Annotated in this window: 11 protein-coding genes and 1 pseudogene; 9 read left to right on the forward strand and 3 right to left on the reverse strand. The window is 42.3% G+C overall.

Translation table 11 applies throughout. The annotated features are described in order from the left end of the window. Positions 1–47: 47 nt before the first annotated feature. Positions 48–5,552, reverse strand: coding sequence for a beta-ketoacyl synthase N-terminal-like domain-containing protein (locus V7K48_RS27355; protein ID WP_335077241.1), 5,505 nt, complete (start codon positions 5,550–5,552; stop codon positions 48–50). Positions 5,553–6,006: 454 nt separating this feature from the next. Then, positions 6,007–6,249: pseudogene (locus tag V7K48_RS27360) on the reverse strand (hypothetical protein); the annotation flags it as partial. A gap of 1,497 nt (positions 6,250–7,746) precedes the next feature. Between V7K48_RS27360 and V7K48_RS27365 the strand changes: the two are divergent. The 7 genes from V7K48_RS27365 (at position 7,747) to V7K48_RS27395 (ending at position 16,312) form a co-directional block, all read left to right on the forward strand. Then, positions 7,747–8,955, forward strand: coding sequence for an ABC exporter membrane fusion protein (locus V7K48_RS27365; RefSeq protein ID WP_335077243.1), 1,209 nt, complete (start codon positions 7,747–7,749; stop codon positions 8,953–8,955). 53 nt (positions 8,956–9,008) lie between these two features. Then, positions 9,009–10,187, forward strand: coding sequence for an ABC transporter permease DevC (gene devC, locus V7K48_RS27370; protein WP_335077245.1), 1,179 nt, complete (start codon positions 9,009–9,011; stop codon positions 10,185–10,187). Between the two features lie 210 nt (positions 10,188–10,397). Further along, entirely contained in the window at positions 10,398–11,402 is a 1,005-nt protein-coding gene (locus V7K48_RS27375; RefSeq protein WP_335077247.1) for an NAD-dependent epimerase/dehydratase family protein, read from the forward strand. A 288-nt stretch (positions 11,403–11,690) separates the two neighbouring features. After that, positions 11,691–12,674 (forward strand): glycosyltransferase family 2 protein, encoded by a 984-nt coding sequence (locus V7K48_RS27380; RefSeq protein ID WP_335077249.1) that lies wholly within the window; start codon positions 11,691–11,693, stop codon positions 12,672–12,674. Between the two features lie 78 nt (positions 12,675–12,752). Next, a complete protein-coding gene (locus tag V7K48_RS27385; RefSeq protein WP_335077251.1) occupies positions 12,753–13,220 on the forward strand; it encodes a DUF2141 domain-containing protein in 468 nt (155 codons plus the stop codon). A gap of 117 nt (positions 13,221–13,337) precedes the next feature. After that, positions 13,338–14,624, forward strand: a complete 1,287-nt coding sequence (locus tag V7K48_RS27390; protein WP_335077273.1) for a glycosyltransferase — start codon at positions 13,338–13,340, stop codon at positions 14,622–14,624. 410 nt (positions 14,625–15,034) lie between these two features. After that, complete coding sequence (locus tag V7K48_RS27395) at positions 15,035–16,312, forward strand: glycosyltransferase (protein WP_335077253.1); 1,278 nt, start codon at positions 15,035–15,037, stop codon at positions 16,310–16,312. 536 nt (positions 16,313–16,848) lie between these two features. Here the strand turns inward: V7K48_RS27395 and V7K48_RS27400 are convergent. Further along, on the reverse strand, positions 16,849–17,760 hold the full coding sequence (locus tag V7K48_RS27400) for a LysR family transcriptional regulator (protein ID WP_335077255.1): 912 nt from the start codon (positions 17,758–17,760) through the stop codon (positions 16,849–16,851). Positions 17,761–17,991: 231 nt separating this feature from the next. On the opposite strand from V7K48_RS27400, the gene V7K48_RS27405 reads away from it, so the two are divergent. After that, entirely contained in the window at positions 17,992–18,480 is a 489-nt protein-coding gene (locus V7K48_RS27405) for a nuclear transport factor 2 family protein (protein WP_335077257.1), read from the forward strand. Between the two features lie 159 nt (positions 18,481–18,639). Beyond that, complete coding sequence (locus tag V7K48_RS27410) at positions 18,640–19,953, forward strand: hypothetical protein (RefSeq protein WP_335077259.1); 1,314 nt, start codon at positions 18,640–18,642, stop codon at positions 19,951–19,953. The last annotated feature ends 58 nt before the right edge of the window (positions 19,954–20,011 follow it).

A 20,011-nucleotide genomic window follows, 5' to 3' on the forward strand; every position in this document is an offset into this window, starting at 1 on the left:
AGACGCAGAGAGCGCAGAGAGAAGAGATCAAGGAATTAACCTGCTTTTTAATCGGCGATAATGGTGACTCGTCCTTGTGAGCCGTAGCCAACTTCACTAATATAAAGATTGGGATCATGAAGCTCGGCTATGATGTTTTGTACTGACTGTTTGGCGTCAAGTCTGGGACTTAAGTCGATCGCACGGGTAAAAACTTTTGGCCATTCCCATCTCAGAGTTTTGGTTAATCCGAATAAACCAGCGCCGATCGCCCCGAAGTTGACTTTGTACTCTAAGCCAAAAGCGCCATCGAGGTGAGCAACTGTGCAAAAACAACTACGTCCATGACGGGCGGCTTCGTTGAGGGAGGGTTTGAGGTGTTTCGCCATCAAAAATACGTGCTTGACGATTGCCTTTTCTTGTTCGTGATAGGGAATTGTCCCGGTGTGATTTCCGACAAATATCGGATGGAGATGGATGAAGGCCCCAATCGCTCCGCAGTGAGATGCGATCGCTTGCAATTGTTGTTGGAGATGTTCTTCACTCAAGTTTGCTAAGGTGACGCGGGTTACTCCTGTGGGTAAGGGCGCTTGTTGGGGAATGAGCGATTGGGGAAAGCTTACAACTACTACTTTCCAACCTTTCTCGATTAGGGATTCAGTTAATTTATAAGTGGTGAGGGAACCATCATCGGTGATTAAACCGATGTGTCCCTCTGGTAACGTGAAATCCAAATAATCGGGCTGTGGTAGGCTTTTGAGTTTGACGGGATGGCGCGGGATATTATGCTCTAATTCGGGTGGCTGTTGGACAAACTCAGGCTCAAACTTTTTTTTTTCACCTCCAGCTAACTGCTGTAGGTAATCGACTATTTGACCAATGGTGCGGAGTTCTCCGAGTTCTTCGATATTTGGCTTGGGTAAGTCGGGGTACATTTCTTGCATCGCCCCTAAGATTTCCACCCGTTTGATGGAGTCAATCCCTAAGTCGGCTTCCATGTCCATGTCCAGTTCCAGCATCTCGACTGGATAGCCAGTCTTATCACTGGTGATCGCTAGTAGGGTTTGACCTAAGTCTACAACTTCACCTAAGTCTACAACTTCATCAGTTACAGCGGGTTCTGGTGCTGGGTTAAATGTGACAACTAGGCTTGGTTCAGGTGAAGTGACTACCTCAACTACGGGTACAGTTTCTACTGGAATCTCGGTTAGTTGTTGTATTTCGTGAACTGCAATTTCTACAGAAATACTTTTGGAAGCCTGGGATTGCAGATACTCGACAACTTGACCGATGGTGCGGAGTTCTGCCAGTTCTTCTATATTTGGCTTGGGTAGGTTGGGGTACATTTCCTGGAGCGCCCCTAAGATTTCCACGCGTTTGATGGAGTCAATCCCTAAGTCCGCCTCCATGTCCATGTCCATTTCCAGCATCTCGACTGGGTAGCCCGTCTTGTCACTGGTGATCGCTAACAGGTTTTTATCCAAGTCAACAATATCGATGGTTGCGCCAGATACAGGTGCAGCAGTTGTGGGTGCTGGTTCTGGGCTGAATGCGATAACTTCGTTGACTGAGGGTGAGCTAATTGTGACTACAACCTCGGTTTGAGGTTCTACTACTGGGACAGGTGGCTCGGCTACAGGCTCTACTGTCTCGATAGGGAGTGGAGAGAAGAGATTAGGGAGTAAAGAAGAGGAATTTTCATCCTTCTTAGAAGTGGGGGATACAGGAGTTTCAACTACAGGCTCTACCACCTGGGGAGCGGGCGGGAGAGGTGCTTGGGTAACAGTTGAGCCATTTTTCACTACTGGCTCAGTTACAGGCAAAGGCTGGCTTTCTACTATCTTGGTAGTAGGAGGTACTGGTGCATCAGTAACAGTTGTTTCTGTGGTGAACGGATAGCGTACCCCGTTGCTTATCTCCGTTAGTTGAGTCGCTCCCTCACCTGAGATGATTTGAGAATACTCTTGCTGTATGAGTTGGAAAAAGTTTTTGGTATATTCCAGCTGCTCTTGGAGATATTGCTCATGGATGCGTAAGGTTTCACCTTGTTGGGAGTGAAACTGCATCATGCTGCGCTCTAAGCTTTCCATGACAACTAGCTTCATTTTGGCAGTTTCGGCTGTTGATTTAGTTTCACTCAACAAGGAATTCTGCTGCTGCATCAGTTGGAAAAACGCTTTGGCATATTCCATTTGATGGTTGAGATAAGTTCCGTGAACTTGTAAATTCTCGGCTTGATTTTCCTGAAACTGTGTCAGAAGGTATTCTAAACTTTCTAAAAGCTGTTGGTAATTAGTAAGTTTTTCTGGTGTTGGTTGCATCTTAGATTCCTGGGCTGTTTGACTTGAAAGGGTCACAGGATTCATTTGTTGCTCTGTTTGGGTGATGATATTAGAAGTCACACCGTTCATTGCTGGGGCGCTAACAAGGGATGGTTTTTTATGTCCGTTAGTCTCTATCACTGCTAGAGGTGGAGTTACGCCTGGGCTGGTGAATAAGGGAGCCGCATCAGAATGTTCGGGGGTGGGTAATGTAACTTTGTACCCATCCTGCAAAGCTAGAGCGAAGGCATTTTTCGTTTTTTCGGATCTGTAGTTGATGCCGTTCAAACGGACATTTAATGTCTTCTTCGTCTCAATTGGGGGTAGAGTTTGAGGAAGTTGGTAAGGATCGAGGTTATTCAAAGCCAGACCAATTACCCGCAACTGTACAACTGCTTCTCGCAAAGAGCGATCGCTATTCTTTTGAGTGCTGGGGTTCAATGATACGGTGATATGAGGGCGATCGCCAAGGATATCTTTTACCAAGTTGGTGAGAATTCTCCTCGGGCCAAATTCCACAAAGCAAGTACCACCGGCTGCATAGATATTTTCAATTTCCTGCTTAAACAGCACTGAGTTGGAAAGGTGCGTTTCCAGGATTTTTTGAATACCTTGGGGTTCCTTGGGATACTGCTTACTAGTAACGTTGCTGTAAACAGGGATTTTAGGACTTTGGAACTTGACAGACTTAGTAGCGATCGCAAAGGATTTCTGAGCAAAGGCAATTAACGGTGTATGGAAAGCTGCTGAAACAGGTAACAATACAGCCGTATATCCTTTCTCGTGTAAAGCCTCTCTGACTCTGGCGATTTCTGCGGTGGGCCCAGCTAAGACAAATTGAGTGGGAGAATTTTGATTAGCGATCGCAACTAGGGGAAAATGCCTCAGCACTGCTTCTACTTTGCTGATGTCTTCTTTAACAGCCAACATACTACCCGCATCATGATCCGGGTCTTCTGGAGCCGCCATTGCTTGACCCCTAGCTTTCACTAAGAACAAGTAATCTTCTGTACTCAAAACTCCCGCAGCCCAAAGCGCTGTTAGTTCCCCAAAGCTATGTCCCGCCACAAAATCTGATTTGAACCCAGCTTGTTGCAGTATGCTGTACATCCCTGCACTCAACACCCCGATCGCTGGTTGAGCATATTCTGTGCGTTGTAAGGCAGCAATTTGGGCATTTTTTTCTGCTTCCTCAAACACCGGATGAGGAAAAACTATCTCTGAAAGCGGCTGTAAATTATCTTTGAGTAACAAGCTATCCATGTAGCCATGAAGACGCCGCATCAAAGGAAAATTCATTACCAGTTCCCGGCCCATCTCCAAGTATTGCGAACCTTGACCAGAAAATAGAGCAACAACTTTTCCACCCAATTCCATACCAGAGGCGCGGTAATAAATCCTTTGGGGATGCTCCCAAGATGCTGCTGTTCCTTTGTGTTTCAGCCAGTCAATGCTAGTTTGCAGCAACTTGCAAGCTTCTTCGATATTCTCAGCTACAAACCCAAATCTGGCAGCAGAGAGGGGAATCTGTGGCGATTTGGACTCCTGGACTAATTGTGCATAGTGTGTTTTTGCTTCAGGCGATACTCCTGCGGAGTCACTTCGTGAACGCAACTTACCTAAAATCTCTTCAGATTTGGTCAGCAATTGGTCTACTGTTGGAGCAAACAACAGCACTTCACTAGCAGGACTGTGTAAGCGGTAAGCCTGGTTCTGGTCAGCTTCATATTCTTCTAAGACGACGTGATAGTTAGTGCCGCCAAAGCCGAAAGAACTTACACCTGCACGTCTTGGTGCTTCCCCTTCTGCACGAATCCAAGGTCTGGTTTCGGTATTCAAATAAAAGGCGGAATTTTTAATGTTGAGTTTGGGGTTCGGCTCGGTGATATTAATTGTGGGCGGTAATACTTTGTGATGTAATGCCAAAGCAGTTTTAATCAAACTCGCCGCCCCCGCAGCCGCTTTTGTGTGTCCAATTTGCGATTTTACACTACCCAAAGCGATGTGCTGTTTTTTGTGATCATGTTCGCCAAAGAAGTCTTTTAAAGATCCGAATTCTGTCGGATCTCCAGCCATTGTACCGGTGCCATGTGCTTCCATTAAACCAACAGTGGCAGGAGAAAAGCCGGCATCTTCATAAGCACGTTCTAAAGCTTTGATTTGACCTTCTTTGCGGGGAGCATAAATGCTCTTATAGCGCCCATCACTGGAGGTACCAATGCCTTTAATTACGGCATAGATTTTATCGTTGTCGCGTTCGGCATCTTCCAGGCGTCTGAGGACAATCATGCCGATACCTTCACCCAGCATCATTCCATCAGATTTAGCATCGAAAGGTTTGACATTTTCACTAGGAGAAACAGCCGGCGTTTTGCTGAACGAGATGAAAGCCATGATGGTGTTATCAGTATCAACACCACCAGTTAGCATCATGTCAGAACGATGCTCAACTAGCTCACTAATTGCCATCTTTAAAGCACCGAAGGAACTAGCACAAGCGGCATCAACTACGCAGTTCATCCCGCCAAAATTTAGACGGTTGGCAATTCTACCCGCGACTACATTAGCTAACATTCCAGGGAAAGCGTTCTCATCCCACTTCACATAGGCGCTTTTGATTTTCTCGACGATTTTTTGTGTATCCTCATCGGATAAACCGCTGCTTTTGAGTGCTTTTTCCCAAATCGGATATTCCAATCTGGCAGAAAGTGGCATTCCTAACTGCTTGGCCATGGCCACGCCTAAGATTACGCCAATAGTCTCGCGGCTAAACTCACGTTTTTCGCCATAACCTGCATCTTCCATCGCCTCTTTTGCAACCACTAAACTTAACAGTTGCGATACATCTGTGACTTCCAAAATGCTGGGTGGTATACCGAATTCCATCGGGTTAAAATCTACCTCTGGAATAAATCCGCCTTTTTTACAGTAGGTTTTATCTTCAGGAGTTCTCGGATTCGGATCATAATAATCTTCGACGCTCCAGTGAGTAGAAGGAACATCAGTAATACAGTCAATTTTGTTTACTATGTTTTGCCAGTATTCCCGCAAATTTCTGGCTTTAGGCAATAAAGATGCCATCCCAACAATGGCTATAGGATTGTGTTGTAATTGTCTGTTAATTTTGTTGATTGACACCGATTTATCTGACCTCATTTTTTTTTCCTCTATAGACCTCATTACAGCCTTTTCACAATTATTGACAAGGCTCTCTAACTCCGCTAAGGCAGTATTAATTGAATAAGCAGACATAGGGCATAGTTAGTACTGTGGATTGTGTAGATACAGTAATTTCTGTTGCCTACTAATAATGAAAAACTCTTGTTTTGTAAGCAGTTAGCTATCCTATCTCCGCTAAATGCTTTTCTCCAAATTGACACCACACGACACATACTGCCCTGAGAAAGCCTTAGATTTATAGGCGATTTTGGCACACTGCGATCGCGAAAAATGTTATACAACGCTAGACTCTTAATATTGTGGCAATAGGTCAACCAATTTTGGATTTTAGATTTGCAATTTTAGATTTGCGTTAGCAATAGCGCAGCATTAGCGAGTAATCGTACTCCTACAGAGAAGCAAGCTATGCAGAGCGTCTTTTAGATTTGTTCCACCGACAATGAGTGGAGGACAAACCAAAAAAGCCAAAATCCAAATTGCGCTTCCATTGCACCAAAGGTGCGACCCAGAATCTAAAATTGCCAGGATCGATGACGTTGTTAAAACTGGTAAAATACTCTTGGAGTGTAATAACTGCTTGACCAGTGAATTCAATCCATTTGTAATGGGAGAGATTTTGAGCAATGGTATCCCACTTGAGCGATGAAAACTGAGGAGTAGCTAAGGGAACAGAAACGCTTTTTTCACCCGAAACCGTTTGATTATTTAGCTTAATTGCAGCAACGTAGCTGGTGTTCATGACAACGTTCTGTATCTTGATAAATGTCATAGCCAGTTTCAACGTCCAGGATAATTAGTTTATGGGATTTGACCCAGCAAAGTTGACAAGTTCGTTACAGAAAAGACACCACCTTTAATCCGAGTTTATGCAAGTTGAAAAAATAATTAAACGATCATAAGGTGATGACAAAGCAGTTATGTTTAGTTATTTTTAATTTAAAAATATCAATTAAATAACTAGTTTGTATAACCACTTTAAAGCATTGAATTAATAAAAACACTAACATACTTTACAGAAACTAAATCATTTCTTTAAAGTTATTTTATAAATAAACCTCCACTATTACTGATGTGAATTTTGAATAAAATTAAGTATGAAAGTATAATTTTTGACTAAAGGAATGTGTGAAATATTTTGTTATCTACAAGTTAGCCAGAAATTAGTGCTGAATTAAGTTAACAATCTAAATTTGTTGTCTAGTAAGTAACAATTCAGCTAATACATAGATAAATTAAATAACCATAAGTATGTTTTCTCAGAGAAACATGATAATTGGGTCAAAGTTTTTGGTTATTTTTCAATATAAGTCAAGTTAAGAAGCAAAGCGGTTATTTATAAAGCAAATATTAATTTTTAGTATGTTGCTTGATAAACATAATCATGATTACATTAGTAATACTTTTGACTTTTGACTTCCACCTTGCGGTACTAGTACGTCACAGCAGAAATAAAGCTACGATCTGAAATAGGTAAAATGCTTGCAGCAGATGTGTTCTTTCTTTTTACTTTTTACAGCTCGGCTACGCTCGGTGTAAAGAGAGAGTGTAGTCGTTCGCGTCTTTGTTGGTGCAGCCTAAGAAGAGAAGGAGAAGGGTTACTTTTGCCTTGTTGTACTAGTGTATTTTTAGATGTGCGTTGGCATAGCCCACCAAAGGTATCGCTTCATGCCTTTAATTAGTATGATCAAAACTGATCAGAATGTCTTGGACTACACAACCTTAGTAACAATAATCTGTTAGTAATATCAAATCTGCTTACTAACTAACCATCTGTTAGTATTCAATTGGCAGACAAGGAATTAGTAATGAGTAAATTTTTTCAGTCTATAATTTTACTGTAATTAAAAATTTTAGTGATAAAATCAGGACTTATGCAAAGTAAAATTGTTGACAAAATTCAATTTTTACGCCATACTTAATGACAAGTTTATCCAAGTTTTTAGTTGATTTTTATTAGCGCTTCGTTGTGATTGAGAGTTAAGTTTTCTGGTTAGCACTATTGTATTTTACGCTACTGGATTAGATGTCAAATTAGGATATAACTTAGGAAGCTTTGAAGTAACACGCCATTAATTTTCACGCCACAATAGTGAGTTTGGGCGGCAAAAGCGTACAACAATTCATATAAAACCAATTTAGACCCATCCACTTTATTAAGGTAGAAACTCTAGAGGAAAAGCCCTCTTGGTAATTTGCGGATGAGTCCATTCTACTCGACTAAATATAACCAGGCTATCCCCTAAAAAAGCAGAATTGGAATGAAAATATGGCAGTAAATAAAGAAAGCCGATTCTTCACAAAACCCGTAGGTCGATCGCAAGCAATTTTAGCAGCTTCTCTGACTTTAGCGGCCGGATTAATAGCTTTTTATAGTTTGACCCCGTTTTGGTCAAGGACTAAAGTTCAGACACCACAAGCGTTTCCTCCAAAAGCTGCCACTCCTGTGAAACTTGCGGTGACTGCCTTGGGACGTTTGGAGCCAGAAGGCGAAGTTACTTCTTTGACTGCTCCGGCTTCCAATAACGGGGTGCGGGTAGAAAGACTGTTGGTGAAAGAAGGAGACGCGGTTAAAGCAGGGCAATTATTGGCATATCTAGAAAATTATGGTCGTTCTAGAACAGCTTTGCAACAGGCTTTAGACCAACTGCAAGTTGCCAAAGCTAAACTAGCGCAGGTGAAATCTGGACCTAAAACCGGAGATGTCGATGCTCAAAAGGCAGTGATCGCCCGTTTAGAGCCACAATATAAAGGAGACGTTGCTACACAACAGGCGACAATCGACCGTATCCAGGCAGAGGTAGACAATGCTCAAGCCGAGAATGATCGCTATCAGCAATTATACAAACAAGGTGCGATCGCAGCTTCTATAGCAGATACTAAGGCTTTGCAACTAAAGACTACACAACAGCAGCTAACAGAAGCCCAAGCCACTCTCAAGCGGACTCAAGACACATTCCAAGAACAGAAAAAGCAATCACAAGCGCAACTCACCAGTATTAGTGAAGTGCGTAGCGTAGATGTTCAAGTCGCACAAACCGAAGTCAACAGTGCAACAACTTCTGTTCAACAAGCAAAAGCTGACTTGGATTTAAGTTACATAAAATCTCCTATAGCTGGCAAAATATTAAAAATTCACGCCAAAACCGGAGAAGTCATCAGCGCCAACAAAGGATTTGCTGAGATAGGTAAGACATCTCAAATGTATGTGATTGCAGAGGTGTATCAAACCGATGTTCGCAAAGTGCGTGTAGGACAAAAAGCCACAATTACCAGTACTGCATTTACTGGAACATTAAAGGGAACTGTGAAAGAGATTGGTTGGCAAGTTGACAAGCAAGGCATCTTCAGCCTCAACCCTGGTTCAGATACAGACCGCAGAATAGTTGAGGTGAAAATCTCTATCGATAATCCCGCAGATAGTCAGCGGGTAGCTCGTTTAACTAACTTACAAGTGGATGTCGCCATTCATATTTAGTTATTAGTCATTCACAAATGACTAATGACAAATAATAATTAACAAATAAATCCATGATTTTCAAAATTCCTTTAGGATGGCTACAGCTAGCCCAGCAAAAAGTTCGTTTACTAGTAGCTGTAGCCGGGATTGGTTTTATTGTGTTGCTAATGTTTGTGCAACTTGGTTTTCAAGATGCTCTCTATTCAAGTGCAACTGCACTGCATCAGAATCTCAAGGGAGATTTATTTTTAGTTAGTTCGCAATATAAATCTTTGACTTCAAATCAAAGCTTTTCGCGGACTCGTTTGTATCAATCTCTAGGATTTGAGGGTGTAGAGTCAGTTAGCCCCATGTATTTGCAATTTGCCAAACTGAAAAATCCGGCAACTAGTGAGAAATATTCAATATATGTTATTGGTTTCGATCCAGGTAACCCTGTGATGAACATCCCAGAAGTTGAGAAAAATTTAGATAAACTCAAAATTCCTGATGTCGTGTTTTTTGACCGGGGTTCTCGCCCAGAGTTTGGCCCAATAGCTGAAAAATTTAATGCTGGAGATACTGGACAGACAATTGAAATATTTCCCTTCAATTCATTAATTGGCTATAGAGTGAGAATTGGTGGTTTATTCAGCTTAGGGCCTTCCTTTGGGGTAGACGGAAATTTAATTGTTAGTGACTCAACTTTCCTCAGGATAAATCCCAATAGTCGTCCGGCAGATATGATAGATATCGGTTTGATTTCCCTCAAACCTGGTAGTAATCCAGAAACAGTACTGAAAAATTTGCAAGCAAGTTTGCCTAATGATGTGCAAGTTTTTACACGCCAAGGCTTTATTGATTTTGAAAAAAAATATTGGGCAATCAGAACACCAATTGGTTTTATACTTAACTTGATGTTAACAATGGCTGCGGTTGTTGGTGTGGTTATTGTTTATCAAATTCTTTACAGCAATATTGCTACACAGTTCGTTGCTTACGCCACTTTAAAAGCCATAGGTTATGCCAATAGATATTTATTAAATGTGGTATTTCAGCAAGCTTTAATTCTGGCAATTTTAGGTTATATTCCTGGATTGATTAGTTCTGTGTTGTTATATAGTTTTGCAGCAGAAACAACTAAATTACCAATAGTTATGACCATTAATAATGCATTGCTCATCTTAACTTCAACAGTATTAATGTGTATAACATCAGGTGCACTTGCTATCAACAAACTCCGCTCCGCAGATCCAGGAGATATTTTCTAGCTGATTCTTAACAGCAAAATAATCAAATTATTTTGCCTTGATATAGACTCAAAACTAAGTATCAGTACAGCCTCTCCACAGAAAAATTGCTCTTTATACCAATTTTAGATAAAAGATTTAAAAGTCTTTACTAAAATTCCAATTTTGTAGAACTTTGAAGTTTTTTATCTAACAACTCAAATTCACCTATTTAACAATAATCCCGACTTTATGAACCTCAAAAACAAAACCCTCCTAATTACCGGGATTGATGAACTTGTCGGTTTGCGTGCAGCCGAGTTAGCCATAGCACAAGGAATGAAGGTTCGTGGACTGCAAAGTTCTACAGAACAGAACAAACAATTACAGAATTTAGGTGTTGAGATAATTATTGGTAGTATCACCGATTCTACCACTGCCCAAAAGGCTTGTCAGGGAGTAGACATTGTTTTACATACATATCAAATTGCCGAAGAAACTGGCGCAATTAACCATTTTCGTGATGTCAATGTTGGCGGTACTGTCAACATAGCTAAAGCCGCTAAACAGGCTGGTATCAAAACATTCGTGCATCTATCCAGTGTGATGGTTTACGGTTTCAACTATCCTAATGGTGTTACAGAATCCGGGCCGCTTTCTGGGGAAAATAATTCATACTGTCAAACGAAAATAGAAGCAGAAATAGCACTCTTAGAACTGAATAATCCCCCAGATTTTGGCATCATCGTTATTCGAGCCGGAGATGTTTACGGCCCAGGAAGTATTCCTTGGATAGTCAGACCAATTCTGATGATGCGTCAAAAATTATTTGCCTGTGCCAACGATAGTAAAGGAGTAATCAATCATGTATATATAGATAACCTGATTGATGGCATCTTTCTAGCGATAGAAAAAGAAACCTACGGTGAAATATTTAATATCACCGACGGACAAGAAACTTCCTGGAAAGAGTATTTCATGCGTTTAGCAGCAATGGAAGGTTTATCAGCACCCCTTTCATTATCGAAAGATGAAATCAAGTTGTTTGTAAAGCTACGTGTTCAAGGACAAAAACTTTTTCGCCAAAAAGTTGATATTTTACCTGAGTCTATAGATTTTATGACTCGTCCCTATGCTTGTTCCATTGTCAAAGCACAAAGCCTGTTAAATTATAAACCAACAATTGACCTAGAAGAAGGTATACAGCGAACACATGAATGGCTGCAAAAAACAGATATTCAAAAGCTGATGAAATAGTCCATAAATTTTCGTAATCATTGTTGGATTGTCAGGAGTTGGGAGTTAGGGATTAGGGGTTAGGAATTAGGAGTAGAGACGCGATTAATTGCGTCTGTACAGGATGTTAGGAGTAGAGACGCGATTAATCGCGTCTGTACAGGAGTTTGGTACAAGATGTCAGGTATCAAAGTATTCTTAATTCTGATTTCTGGATTCTGATTTATGGATTCTTACGTTGCATCTGCCTAACAATTAGCTGCAATTAAGCATAAAATAATCCACCTATTTTCCAAAAACTTGTTTTCTATGATTGGGAATCAGCCACGATTGAGCATCGGATTACCTGTATACAATGGTGAGAAATTTCTCAAAGAAGCCATAGATTCACTCTTGGCTCAGACCTTTGAAGATTTTGAGATAATTATTTCAGATAATGCATCTACAGATAAAACTGAAGAAATTTGTAGAGCATACGCCGAGCAAGACCAACGTATCTGTTACTACCGTAACGACAAGAATATTGGTTGCGCCCGTAACTTTGATCGCGTTTTTAAATTGTCTTCGGGTGAGTACTTTAAGTGGGCAGCTTATGATGATCTACATGCTCCAGATTTTATCAAAAAGTGTGTTGAGGTGCTTGACCAAGACCCTACCATCATCTTGTGTCACTCCCAGACATATTTCATTGATGAACAGGGGAATTTTCTCCAAAACTACGATATCAAACTCAAGGCAGATGCACTAAAACCACAGCAGCGTTTTAACGAATTGCTGACCAAGCATTTATGTTATCAATGTTACGGGGTAATTCGCGCCAGTGCCTTGAGAAAGATACCGCCTATGGGTGGTTACGGTAATGCAGATGGAATTCTCTTGTTAAGACTTGGTATTCTTGGTAGGTTTTATGAAATCCCTGAATACCTGTTTTTTGCCAGAAGCCATCCGCAACAATCAATGAGTATGTATTTCCCTAATTATTTGTTGTTTACTAACAACAGTAAAAAACCCTCATTAAGTATGCTGCCTGATTTTTATGCATATGCAGTATGGTTTGATTCAGCAAAGAAAGGAAAAATTTTATTGCCACATTGGAGAATATTCTGGGAGTATGTACTCTCCATATGGCGTAGTCCCCTAAGTTTGTATGAGCGGCTGTGTTGTCATATAAGTCTATATCAGCAGTTAAAAGGGACACAATATCTTTTGCTGAAAGATTTGCTAAAAGTGCTGCAAGTACTTTGGAAAAGTTGGCATAGAGCATCAATGAAAAAACAGCAAATCCCGCTTTGAACAAATCAGTTCAGAAAAAAAGCTGGCGAACGCAGCTTTTGATCAGCCCCAAAATCACCTATTCTTCACTACAAAATTATGCTGAAACTATCTCAAATTTGTCATGTTTTGCTTGCTACTTTAGTGAGCATCAGCTTTGCTAAAACAGTGAATGCAGAGCCAACTGAAACACTAACTGTTGTGGTAAATGGAATACATCACCAAAAAGGTGAGATTTGCCTCAGAGTTTACGCAAGTGAACGAGGATTTCCGATGAATAATTCTAGTGGAGATCAAAGTGGCTGCGTTAAGATTACTGGAAGTTCTGTAAAAAAAGAATTTTCCGGTTTGAAGCCTGGAACTTATGCTGTCGCTGTAGTTGATGATCAGAATGGCGATCGCAAACTCAATAAAGACTTTTTCGGTATTCCCAAAGAAGGTTTTGGGATTTCTAAAAATCCAACTGTGTCCATACAAACAGGTACACCAAAGTTTCGTGATGCCAGTTTTGTTGTAAACAAAAATACAACAGTCAACATTATCATGAAATATTCGCTTGATTCCTAAAGGGACTGGGGACTAAACATGGAGACACGGAGAGTTTTTTCACCGCGTCTCCCTGTCACTGCATTACCCCATCTTCCTAATCCCCAATCGCTTATTCTACCGGAGATTAAAAATTTAATGGAAGATTTGGCGATATTTCTGTCTAAGTCTTTGATGAGTTGGCTAGTTATTCAGGTGTGTTTAACGCTTGTCTTTATATGGTATCTGCGCTCATCCAAAAAAAACTTATTACCAGATGACCAGTTACCTAAGACAGCAGTGATTCTTTGCCTACGCGGGGCCGATCCGTTTTTGCCTAGATGTTTGCGATCGCTCCTAAATCAGAATTATCCACAGTATGATTTAAAGTTGATCGTTGATAGTCACGAAGATCCCGCTTGGAAAATTGCTAGTGAAACCATCACAGAGCAAGAAGCGACCAACGTTCAAATCAGCCCTTTGAGAATAGTACGCAACAATTGTAGTCTCAAATGCAGTTCCTTAGTCCAAGCTATCCGTGAGTTGGACGATTCTTACAAGGTAGTTGCCCTAGTAGATGCTGATACCATAGTCCATGTGAATTGGCTGCGAGAATTAGTCAGTCCTTTAGGCGATGCCAAGGTAGGGGCAACAACGGGTAACCGTTGGTACGTACCTACAGGTAAGTATTGGGGATCTTTAGTGCGCTACATAGGCAATGTATCCACAGTAGTGCAAATGTTTATCTTCCAGATTCCTTGGGGTGGGACTTTGGCTGTGAAAACAGAAGTGCTTCGCCAAACAGAACTGCTAGATAAGTGGGGACAAGCTCTAGGCGAAGATTTTATGATGCACGACATCCTTAAAAAACATGGGTTGCAGGTAAAATTTGTGCCTTCGCTGCTGATAGTCAATCGTGAAGAGACTGATTTATTCAACTTAATAGACTATCTTAAGCGCCTCATTCTTTATTCTCGGCTGTATCACCCACGTTGGTTAGCTCTAGTTAGTGAAGCTGTTTCTAGTATTTTGTTTCCGACTTTAGTCATAATTTTAGTTCTAGAGTTTTTGTTAGAGGCAAAATGGGAAGCTGCGGGTCTCTTATTAGGCTGCTATGGAGTCTATACTGTCGGATTACTTTTGGTAATGCTGGTGTTGGAATTAGAGATACAGCGAGTGGTTCGCTCTAATGACCAGGCGATGCTTATCGGCAAGCCCTTGCACATCTACGCAAAATTATCAGCAGTTACAATCATCAAAATGTTAATTGGGATTCCCCTGACACAGTGGGTTTATGGGTTAGCGATGCTATCGTCACTGTGGATTTCAACAGTTACTTGGCGCGGTGTCAGCTATCGGGTTCAAGGACCGTGGAATGTCCGGCTAATCGAATATCGCCCTTATCAATGGTTGGATCAGCCTATTGATAACAAGGTTTCTCTTTGAACTGAATTGTTAGAGATAAACTAGGGCATGAAAGTTATTACACTAAACATTCCCTAGTCTTCAAATTATATTATCTTATATTTAGTCGAATTAGATTAGCTATAACCCTTGTCAAAATACACGCTTTTGTTTGTTGATTACCAAAATTTATTTACATTCCTGACAAAGGTTTAGAGAAATATATTAAGGGGAATTTAGACTAAGTATTTTGGATGTTTTGATAGTTCCTAACCAAGGTTTAAAAACATCTTCTTCAGAATCCGGATTTTAGACTATTTGTAAATGCGTAAATCCCTAGCCTAACTGTATTAGTGGTAATTTCTGAACCAAATAATCAGGATGTTCATGAAACATTTGCTGCGTAAATCCTAAATTCCAAACCAGCATTTTAGTGTAATATTCCCCTTTTTATGACTAAGCAACCACTTCGCATTGCACTGTTTACAGCATTGTACCCTCCTTTCTTGACTGGAGTTTCCGTCGCAGTACACCAACGGGTTCAATGGTTACTGCAACAAGGGCATGAGGTCTTTCTTATCCACCCAGAAATTAATAGTCAGTACCCCAGAAAGGTTGGAAATCGTCCAATGTCAGGATTGGATGAATTACAGCCCTTCCCCAACTTTTCTGCTTATGCATTCCCCACCAAACCGCTAATCTTCTACAAATCTCTTCCCCAACCATTAAACTATCGCTATTGGAGCGATACTAAGTTACTTGAGAACTTTCAGCCTGATATTATACTGGTTGAAGAAGCGGCGCAAATGAGAGGATTATACTCACTTTTCTTACAAGGTTATGGTCGCCCCATAGGAGTTGAGTATGCTAAACAAACTCATACCCCAATCATCTCAATTTTCCATACCGATATCGTTGCCTATATTCGATATTACTTAGGAAATCTGTTCTTCAGCTTGCTACGTCCGATTGTTCCCCTTTTAGTCAAGCAGTTCAGTGATGCTTATGATCTCAACTTATTTCCGTCTCAAGAACTGCTTGCTAAGTACAACCGACTGAAATGCCAACGCAGTGAATACGTGCCATATCAAGGGATTGATTGCGAAAAATTTCACCCCCAAAACATCGACTACAACCCCATTGTTAACGACTATCGACCAACTATCCTTTTTGTTGGACGCATTACCCCAGAAAAAAATGTCACCCAACTTATAGATGCATTTCCAATCATTGCTGCCAAAATTCCTGATGTCCATTTGGTCATCGTTGGTAGTGGCCCCTTGGATGAGGAGATGCGTCGGCGCGCCCAAAAGTTTGAGTCCGGTATTACTATCTGGGGTGAGTCCCACGGAACAGAACTTCTAGGTTTATATGCACGAGCAGATGTATTCGTCAACCCCTCTGTCACCGAAAACTTCTGTACCACCAATATGGAAGCTTTAGCATCTGGAACCCCTGTTGTAGCAGCTAAGGCTGGAGGAAATCCGGAACAGGTTTTTCATGCGATCAACGGTTTCTTAGCCGAACCCAATAACCCAACAGATTTTGCCCACAAGGTGATTGCGATTTTGGAAAATCCTAGCCTTAAAGCAGATTTGACTCGGCAAGCTCGCCCTTCCATACTTGACTTTGATTGGTCGGCATGTATGCAAAAATTAGAAGACAAACTCTACCAAATCGTTGAAGGATCGCAGAAGGTGAAGGTAGGTACAGGCATTATAAGACCATAACAATAACGATAATAAATTTAACAATTAGCGATCGCTTGTATTTACAGTACTAGCGATCGCTAATTGTTTCATGTCAAGAAACTCTTTGGGTGTTGAAAAGCAGTATAAATTAGTTTACCGTCTGTATCGAGAATGAGAATTTTCTTTAAGGAAATCTAAATCCAACAGCTATGTTTGGCTAAAAGCAGTAACCAGCAGTGAAGCGATGCCTGCGGCGAGCTACGCCTACGCAAGACTGAAAAAGTGGCTACAAGTCGATTGAAAATGGATTTGCGATAACCGATAATTTGGGTAAAATCATCGTTCCAGCTAAAATGCTCTGACCACAGATGAATGGCACTAAGAAAAGATGAAACCCTTGCTAGGGCTGGGTGTTGGGTGTAGGTAAAAAGCAAGAAAAATAGAATGGGATAAGAACATTAATAAACTTATTGATCACTACACCCCACACCCAAAAGCCTTATAAATAATAGATTTGCCGTTATCTTAGTGCCATTTGCCGCTGAACCCTCTTTCACATTCGCGCTGCTCTCATCTCAAACGTTGTTTTCCATCTCGGTGATGCCAGAAAAATGCTCAGCTAGAAAATCTACGAAAGTCCTTATTTTGGGTGATAGGTATCGCCGATTTGTATAGACAGCATAAAGATATGAGGTTGCCAACGTGTAGTCCAGCTTCAGCACCTCCAATCGTTGGCTGGTAAGATCATCTTCAATCAACCACTTTGGCAAAACCGCTAACCCCATACCGGCTAGGGTTGCCTGATATAGCATGGTAGTGTTGTTGGAGCGGATCGAGACTGGCAGTTTGACTGTCTCCCGCCCGTTAGAACCCTCAAAGAGTATCTCATCGGCAAACTGCGAATAGTAATAGCTGATACTTACATGCTTCGATAGTTCGTTGGGAGTTTTTGGGTATCCATTTCTTTGCAAATAGTCAGTTGAGCCAACCAACATGAGTTGAATTGGGCAAATGCGTCGCGTGAGCAATGAAGAACCGGGTTCCTCAGGCGTGACACGTAACGCCAAGTCAAATCCTTCTTCCACTAAGTCCACCACCCGATCATTCAAATTTATATCTAGCAAAACGTCTGGATAGCGAGAGCGGTACTTCGCTAAGGCTTTAGTGAATAACGGGTTAGCAAACCAAACTGGGGCGCTGATCTTGAGTACGCCACGCGCAACGACGGCTGATTGCCTCACCGTTGCCTCCACCATTTCCAATTTATCAAGCATTTCCCGGCATTGCTCATAATAGACTCTTCCTGCCTCGGTTAGGCTTAAGTGTCGGCTGGTTCGATTCAACAAACGTGCGCCAAGGTTTCGTTCCAAGTGCATCACATGCTTACTGGTCATGGCTGTGGATAAGTTGAGCCGTTCAGCGGCTGCCACAAAACTTCCCGATTCCACCACCTGAAGCAATACTTTCATGCTCGTTAAGGTGTCCATCGTAGTTCTAAAGTTTCCTAAGAAGAAACATCACATCAACAAAATGATACTTGTACAACGATGAGAAATAAATGTAATTTGAGGAAGACGGCAGCATCAACTAGCTAGGCAAGTAAATAGCGATGACTGAAGAATTTATGCATTGGACGTTTCAGGAGTCTTAACAACAAATCTAGAACACTATCAACTCGTCGACCGCCCGCAAGAATTTCAACGTAGAGGAGAATTTCAATGTCTCAGAACAACGAACTCACGGTGATCGACCGCTTTATAATCTTCGAGCAGTTGAACATGCATCAGCGATGTATCGACAAGGGTTGGGGGCGCGAGCAGGTCGACCTCTACAACCGCCTTTACTGGCCGGAGGCCAAATTCCACGTCAACGACTTACGTACTTCAACCTTCGAGGGTTTTGAAGGCATGAAGCAGATGTTCGACTACGCGCACAGCGTCTTCCCAATGGACAAGTGGTTCCACTCTATGGGCGCGTTTGAAATTTCCGGATCGGGTGACAGGGCCGAAGCGCACTGGCGATGGTTCGTGTACTGGAAGGCTGAACACGTCGGAATCGTTTCAACTGGCACCTACGACGACATCTTTGAACGTCGCGATGGCGTCTGGAAGTGTCTGGAGCGCACCTCCAAGAGCGATCCCAACTGGCCGGTAGACTTGTTCCAGCCCTTCATCGATCAGGCAGACATCACCTTCAAGGCGTCCTGATAGTCAGACTTTTGTAGGTTAGGTGGAGCTTCGCAAAAGCCGTCTACATATCGCTCATGGAAATGCGCGTCAATTGTTTTCACTCTAACTAAAGCCTCAACACCAAGTAAACCGTTGTATTGTGAGTGAGGTAAATCCAACCACTGATGGGAGTCGTTTATGGCACATAGCACAGTTGGCACTCATGTAGTCGTTGAGGACGCAGCTTCTCTGGCTGAAGCGGTTCAACGTACACATGTTGTAATCGAGGTGGCTGGTCGCCTTCATGACTTAGAGAAATTTACACTTCTTGAAGGCTCAAGTTTGGTGGGTACAACTTCTGAGGCAGAATTGGTCTTCAAGCCAGATTCAGACGGGGTAGCGCTCACGGCAAATAACACCCTCCAGAACCTAACCCTCCGATCAGATCCGAGCCGATTAACGCTCAGTCTGGAATCGGCAACGACTACCCTTGGACAACTCAAGTTGCAGCATCTCGTCGTCTACGGTCGACTGCACTTGGAATCCAGTATTGTGATGACCGCTGACCTTGTGCTCACTGACGTTCAACTGTATGACGGCGACAGCACCTCAGCGCTGCATCGTCCAGTCGGTTACGGCGTAGAGGTCGTTCCGGGTTCCCTTACGATCTACAACCGCTGTACCGATCCCCAAAGTCGCTGGACACTGCGTGCCGAAAACCTCTCAGGGGGAACGCGAGATGTGCCGTTGAGGGGTAGCGGCATCTTTATTTTTGGCGGCATGACTGTTCCCGCAAACGCCGATCTTCAAAGTGGACCAGCGCCCAGTTCTCCTGGTGGCATGATTGACCTTAAATTATTGACCACAGGCGAAATCCATACTAATGGCAATATCCCGGCTGGTACTGGCAATCTTATCTCAGGCGGGGTGTTCGTTGGCTCAGGCGTGAAGGCTCAACAAGTGATCAATAACAGTCCTGTAACAACTTACGGGACAAATGACATGGTGTTGGATAACTGGGGCAATGTTCGTCTTTGGCTTGCTCGGCAGTCCATCATATCTCATGGAACCAGTGGAATCGGATTCGTGAATTTCGGAGATTTGCAGACTTTGATTGTGCAAGGCGACCTGGCAACCTATGGCGAAGGGGCGCGGGGGTTCAATCTATACGACGGAACCTTGGCTTATGCAGAATTCAAAAGCATTACCACTCATGGCAATGGCTCGATCGGGATACAGACTAGTAAACCATTTGGCAATATCCTCGTGCTTGGGGACGTGATCACAAAAGGTGGTAGGGGTAACAGTTTGGTGCGTGGCGTGGTCGTACAGCTTGACGCGCACGCCCTGAGTCTCAAACCGGGCACAAGTGGAAAAGAGATTATTGTACTGGGTCGAGTCGAGGCTCAAAAAGAGGAAATTACCTCATTGGATTTCGCTGCTCCAGCCAGCACAGTTGAATTCATTGCGATCGGTGGTCAGCAGTACGTCGATGGATCGTCAACAGAGTAGGAATTGTAATTACCTAGTAGGTAAGTAAGGGTTTAACGCTGAAACAGCGCGATCGCAG

The organism is Nostoc sp. (assembly GCF_036919615.1).
Classification (GTDB): Bacteria; Cyanobacteriota; Cyanobacteriia; order Cyanobacteriales; family Nostocaceae; genus Nostoc.